The 3,606-nt window shown below is 33.2% G+C and carries 2 protein-coding genes; one reads left to right on the top strand and one right to left on the bottom strand.

Annotated features, from left to right (window positions below; translation table 11 throughout):
- Nucleotides 1–771: 771 nt before the first annotated feature.
- A complete protein-coding gene (gene rimO / locus CQA44_RS11400) occupies nt 772–2,076 on the bottom strand; it encodes a 30S ribosomal protein S12 methylthiotransferase RimO (RefSeq protein ID WP_115547337.1) in 1,305 nt (434 codons plus the stop codon).
- A gap of 181 nt (nt 2,077–2,257) precedes the next feature.
- Here rimO and CQA44_RS11395 point away from each other — a divergent pair, with 181 nt between their 5' ends.
- Nucleotides 2,258–3,490 (top strand): hypothetical protein, encoded by a 1,233-nt coding sequence (locus CQA44_RS11395; RefSeq protein WP_115547336.1) that lies wholly within the window; start codon nt 2,258–2,260, stop codon nt 3,488–3,490.
- The last annotated feature ends 116 nt before the right edge of the window (nt 3,491–3,606 follow it).

Here is a 3,606-nt window from a genome sequence, read left to right as displayed (position 1 = left end):
TAAGCATAACCAAGCAAACAATATCTGCTATAAATCCTTTGGATAGTGTTGCTTAGAGATTCAAGACAAAGTGAGTTTGGAGAACAAGAGATGAGTCTATGGCAGATTCATTTTATCAGGCAGTTCTATTGTTATAGAATAGAATCTCTCTTTTAAGTTTTACATACATACCCTTAATGTTCTCCTTATTCCTTGTAACACAGCCTGCAAAGAATCACAACTCTTTCAATAGAATGCAACATAACAATTCTTTATAGAATGCTTTTCTTGGTATTGAGTGTAGCTTTACCCCTTAGGTTTAATGGGCATTGAATCTAGGGTAATGTTAGATAGTCTGTTTCAACACAATAACACAATAAATCTATTGAAGATGAATGCAACAACACAACCTGCTTCTATACTCTTATAAAGCAAAGTGGGTATAAGAGTTGCGTAGTAGATTGTTAGGTGATAACGCTTTAAACTAATAAAGACTATAAAACAATGCAACTGCACATAGCAAACATTTAAAAAGCCTTAACTTGACAAAATATTTTTCTAAGACTAAGGTTTTACTTCATAACTACACAATATTTATATGTTTAGAGAAAATGATAGCTTTTAATCGCTCTAAATATCCACTAATTTAGAAATAAATACATACTTTATTGCCGTGTGAATTTAATAGGTATCTTATGATTGGGCTAGCTATCATGATTTGCAACTCACTAACAAATGTATTTTTTAAGTCATTTAACACATTTTTCAATATCAAGACGCGCAGAATCCAATCTATAACGTTGCTGTAATTTCTCCAATTAATATATTATCCTTGCATTCTGTGATTTTCACGCGATAATATCCTGCCCCCTTAAATGCACCGTCATTGATGAGTATTTCTCCATCAATCTCTTTTGCCCATCTTTTGTCTCTAGCACTATAAAAATACTCGCTGATTTCACTTTTTCCTTCAACAATAGCTTCTATCTCTTTGCCCACCATGTTTTGAAAAAGTTTTTTTTGCTGTTTTGCTAGAATCTTTTTTAGAGTATTAATACGTTGGGTGCGAATTTTCTTTGGTAACTCTTCTAATGTGCCGGCTTTTGTGCCTTCTTCTTTGGAATATTCAAAAATATTCAATCTATCAAAACCAAAAGATTGTATAAATTCACATAATAATGCAAAATCATATTCTTCTTCGCTGGGATATCCAATAATTACACTACTACGAATGAAACTTTGTGGCATCTTTTTCATATAAGCTAGCAGTTCTTTTAAATCCTTATGACTTCTTTGCATATCTTTGAGAATCTTGGGGCTAATGTGTTGAATTGGCATATCATAATAGTTTTGAAAAATATCTGATGCAGCGATTGCCTCTATCAATGCGCGATTTGTTGAACTCGGATAAAGATAGAGGATTCTTGCACTTTTAATCGCGCCTTGTGCTTCAATCGCATGAATTAATTTCAACAGTCCATTCTCCTGCCCTTTATCCTTAAGAAATGAGCTAGAATCCTGCGCAATAAAGCTTATGTCATGATAACCCCTTTTTGCAAGCAGTTCTACTTCACAGAGAATAGAATCTATTTGTCGGCTTTGCAACTTACCCTTGAAGTTAGGAATGGAGCAAAATGAGCAGCTTTGATTGCACCCTTCACTGATTTTGACAAATGCATGAATGTTTGAACCTGTGATGATTCGCTCTTCTTGATTATACAAAAAGACTGAATCGCGAACAACTCCTTTTTTTTCTGCAATCATGGAGTCTATTTTATGGTAATCACTCACTCCTGTTAAAATATCAATCTCTGGTATCATTTCTTTAATCTCTTTGGCATATCGGGCTACTAGGCAGCCGCTAGCAACCAAAAGCGCGCCTTCTTTACGTTTGCGTAACGATTCAAAAATACACCCCAAGCTTTCTTGCTTTGCTGCTGCAATAAAACCACAAGTGTTAATAATAATTACATCAGCTTCACTAATCTCATGGGTAAGATTATAGTCCTTTAACCTCCCTAACATCACTTCAGAATCTACAAGATTTTTTGAACAACCAAGCGAAATCACATGCAATTTTTTTTGTGTTTTTGTCATAGAAATCCTTAGGGATATTGCAATATTTTTATGTATTTTATCATTTAAAACTATAAAAGGTATTTTATTGTAGCCAAATAAACTAGAATCGAGAATCCTGCACTTTTCATTCTCTAAATAATCATATTTCACTTAAATTCATGTTACAATATATACTGAATCTAAAGATTAAAGGAGAATAATGCTCTATAAAATTGTCTCTCTCATGGTAATAGCTTGCAGTGTCATAGCATTTGCAAAAGAACAAATTATCTCGCCAATTCCTCTGCCAAGCCAAGAGATAGCTGATTTGGATATAAAAAAGTGCTCAAAATCTTGCCTTAATAAACTTTTTGAAGAAGGACAATATTTTAGCTTTTTATCACTTTATAGAGACAATAACGACAAAGCTTTAAGGGAAAAGTTCCAAGTTGCTAGCGGTATTTTAGATTCTGCTATCTTGCATCCTGTGAGCATTGCACAATCAGGAATACGTATAGCTTTGCTTATCCCACAAAAGAATATCGGTCGCTATTCTGTGAGCAGTGCAGATTCTATTCTCGCTTATTTAATCGCAAAGGGTGGAGATTTTGAATTTAATGTTTTTGATTCCCAAAATGAAGAATCAACAAATTTAAGTCAAACTTATCACGTTATACAAAAGCAAAACTTTGACTATGTTATAGCTATCCTAACTTCCAAGGGGCTAGAAAACCTCTTACAAAACACAGAAATAACACTCCCTATCTTTATTCCTACTCTTAATCAAACACAAATTTCTCCCTCTCTCAATACACAAAACCTCTTTTTTGGTGGCATAGACTATCACAAACAAATCGATATGATGCTTACTCTAGCACATTCTAAAAAGGCAAAAATCATTAGCTACAATGATAATGGTGTGATAGGTAAAATGTTGGGCAATATTATTGAGAAAAAATCTCAAGATACTCTTGTATCAGAAATTGTAGATTCTAAAAAAGCAACAAAATTTAATGAATCTATCAATAAAATAAGAAAGAATTTAAAAGAAAGCATGATTATTCTTAACACTTCTGTTATCAAAAGCGGACTTATTATTCCACAAATTGGTAATACCAAAACCATGCCTATGGCTTTTCTCTCTTCCCAGATTAACTACAATCCTTCTCTCTTAAAACTTGTACCAAAGGAAGATTCAACAAAAATATTTGTTGTGAATGCGATTAGTCCTGTAAATATTAAGCTACTTGCTTTTAGTGATTTGCTTAGCTCAGATTTGCAATATGATTGGGTGAATTATGCGACTGCTTTAGCTGTGGATATTATGCTTGCAAATAGCACAAAAGGCGGAATAAGATTCTTTGGTGAAAAATTACAAGGCAATCAAGTTCTTTATAATGATAGATTCTACGGAGTAAAAGATGCACACTTTGTGCCTGTAAAATTACGTTGATTAAAGAATCTTGCTACGATTATGTGCTTCATTAATATTTCATGAATTTTTGTTTGATTAGAGAATCTCAAAAGATTCTATTAGAGATACTTCGGCTAACGCCTCAGTATGACAGA

The sequence above is a fragment of the Helicobacter sp. MIT 14-3879 genome, from assembly GCF_003364125.1.
This window is presented reverse-complemented; position numbering and strand designations above follow the sequence as displayed.